General features: G+C 65.9%; 2 protein-coding genes. One reads left to right on the top strand and one right to left on the bottom strand.

The window, feature by feature from the left end:
* The coding region (locus tag A6302_RS19960) for a glycosyltransferase (RefSeq protein ID WP_141704010.1) at nucleotides 1–1,467 on the top strand (1,467 nt) is incomplete at its 5' end.
* Between the two features lie 197 nt (nucleotides 1,468–1,664).
* Here A6302_RS19960 and A6302_RS23275 read toward each other — a convergent pair.
* Nucleotides 1,665–2,639: hypothetical protein (locus A6302_RS23275; RefSeq protein ID WP_083255935.1), on the bottom strand; the 975-nt coding region annotated here is incomplete at its 5' end.

Here is a 2,639-nt window from a genome sequence, read left to right as displayed (position 1 = left end):
GTGGTGCTGGCCGAACCGGCCGCCCTGCGCGGCCTGCTCCGGGCGGCCGTCGCCGAGGCGGCGCTGGCCGAGGCGGTCGGTGATCTCGCGGCGCTGCGGCCGGATCTCTCGGCGCGCGGCGTGCCGTCGGTCGCGGCCCGCTCCGTGATTGCGGCGGCCGTGCTGGCACTGTGTGCCGCGGCGATCTTCGCGCCCCTCGTCGTGCTGCAGGCCGGGCTTGCGGCGTCGATGGCGGGCTTTCTCGTGGTGGGGTTGCTGCGGCTGTTCGCGGCGGGCGCCGTGGTCTGGCGACGCCCGCGCCTCGCCGGCACGCCGGACCGCCTGCCGGTCTACACCGTGCTGGTCGCGCTCTACGACGAGGCGCAGATGCTGCCCGGGCTGGTGGCGGCGCTGGAACGGCTGCGTTATCCGCGGGACCGGCTCGACGTCAAGATCGTGCTGGAGGCGGGCGATGCGGCAACCATCGCCGCCGCCCTCGCCGCGACCCGCGGCCTCGACCATGTCGACGTGGTGGTGGTGCCGCCCGGCGCGCCGCGCACCAAGCCGCGGGCGCTCGCCCATGCGCTGAAATTCGCGCGCGGCAGTCTGGTGGCCGTGTTCGACGCGGAGGACCGGCCGGCGGCGGACCAGCTGCTCGTCGCCGCCCGCGCCTTTGCGGAGGGGCCGGCGGAGCTTGGCTGCGTGCAGGCGCGGCTGGTGATCGACCGCGTCGGCAACCGGCTGCAGGCGCAGTTCGCCATCGAATACGCCGCCCTGTTCGACGGACTGCTGCCGTTTCTTGCCGCCAACGGCCTGCCGCTCCCGCTCGGCGGAACCTCCAATCATTTCAGGAGGTCAGCTCTCGAAAACGTTGGCGGGTGGGACCCCTGGAACGTCACGGAGGATGCCGATCTCGGCGTGCGGCTGGCCCGCTTCGGCTGGCGTTCGGCGATGATCGACAGCGTGACGCTGGAGGAGGCGCCGCGCGACTTCCACGTCTGGCGGCGCCAGCGCAGCCGCTGGATCAAGGGCTGGCTGCTGACGTGGATCGTCCACATGCGCCGGCCGCAGACGCTGTGGGCCGAGGTCGGCCCGCTCGGCTTCTTCGCCGTCCAGGCCTATTTCGGCGGCATCGTCGTCTCCGCGCTCGCCCATCCGGCCGGAATGCTGCTGATCCTGCTCCACGCCTCCGGCCGCCTGCCGCTCGCCGTCGGCAGCCATTTCCTGTCCGACCTCGTGATCGCCGCCGCCACCCTCAACGTCGCCTTCGGCTATGGCGCCACCATGTGGCTGGCCGCGCGCACGCTGGCCCTGCGCCGCCGCTTCACCCTCGGCCGTCAGGTGATCTTCATGCCGGTCTACTGGCTGCTGGTCTCGCTCGCCGCCTGGCTCGCCGTGTTCCAGCTGGTCGCCCGCCCGCATTTCTGGGCCAAGACCCCCCACACGCCGCACGACGGCGGGCGCAAGCGCCGAACGTGGCGGCGGTGAGAGTGCAGGGCGTCGGTGGGAGCTTCAGAAGAGATATGGAACGGGTGAAGGGAATCGAACCCCTCCCGCCGGCCCGCTCGTTCGAGCAGCTAGATCGTTTCCCCTGTCGATGTGCCGATTATCTCGCGGTAGGCGCCGGGCACGGGGTTGCATCTGGCCTGAGTTACAAGACACAAAGGGTCTGCGCCGCGTCTTACCTAATCGCTGGTTTGGAGTGCGCCGCGCCTAATCTCGAAACGCCTCGAATAGCCGCCCTTGATGCCACCAACGAAATCTTCGCGTGACAGTAAGATGTGGCCATAGGGGATTTCGGCCTCGAACGTCTCAAGCGTAGCGATGCGCATCTTGAGGCGCTCAGCGGCGTTCAGGCTCATGGCTCGTTCCAGCAAATGCATAGCGTGCCCGATGAAGATATCTTCGGCCGTGCCCGCTTCGTCTGGATTGTTGACGTTCAGCTTGACTTTGAGAGAGGTCGCGGCGTGCTGAGTGCCCTCGATATAGTAAGCTAGATTGTTAGAAAGGTTAATGCCGCTTCCGATCTCCCGCATTGAGCTTGAGGCGAACCACTCGTCGTCGAAGCTGTGGTGATAATGGCCAGTTTCCACGCCATAATCGGCAAGGAATTGCATCGCCAAATATGGCGACCAGCCGTCTTGTGGCTGCACGACCGGTGGGGTGGCCTCTCGCTTCTTCAAGGAGAGAAGTCCGTCCAATGAATGTTTCAACTCGGCCTTGTTCCGTGGCTGCACAGCTTGGATTGCCTTGCGCCAGCGCTCCAGCAGTTCGAGGTCGACCCCTATGCGGGATATAGCCAGCCACCGCGCGTAAGGCACAAGGCTCTTGTCGATGCCAAAGATGGGGATTGTCGCGAACATATCCGAATAAGCGACGTACGCTCGCCATGCATAGAGGAATGGGATGAACCCCAGGGACAGTAGGATTGGGGTCGCAAGCTCAATAGCGTTCGCCAGCGTCGCGGTCTCGCTCCATAGCTGATAAGTCTTCCAAAGGCTGAAGCCAATGTACGACAGCCCAATCAGCGCACTGATGCCTCCCATCAATGTGGCGACGTGGGCATGTTCGGGTTTCTGACTTGCTATCATGCCCATGAGCGCGATCGCGGTCACAAACGGTAGGGCGACCAGCTCCACCCAAAGTGGAAAGGTATAGAG

Source organism: Methylobrevis pamukkalensis, assembly GCF_001720135.1.
GTDB classification, from domain to species: domain Bacteria; phylum Pseudomonadota; class Alphaproteobacteria; order Rhizobiales; family Pleomorphomonadaceae; genus Methylobrevis; species Methylobrevis pamukkalensis.
The sequence above is the reverse complement of the archived record's forward strand: the minus strand, read 5'-3'. Positions and strand labels throughout refer to the sequence as shown.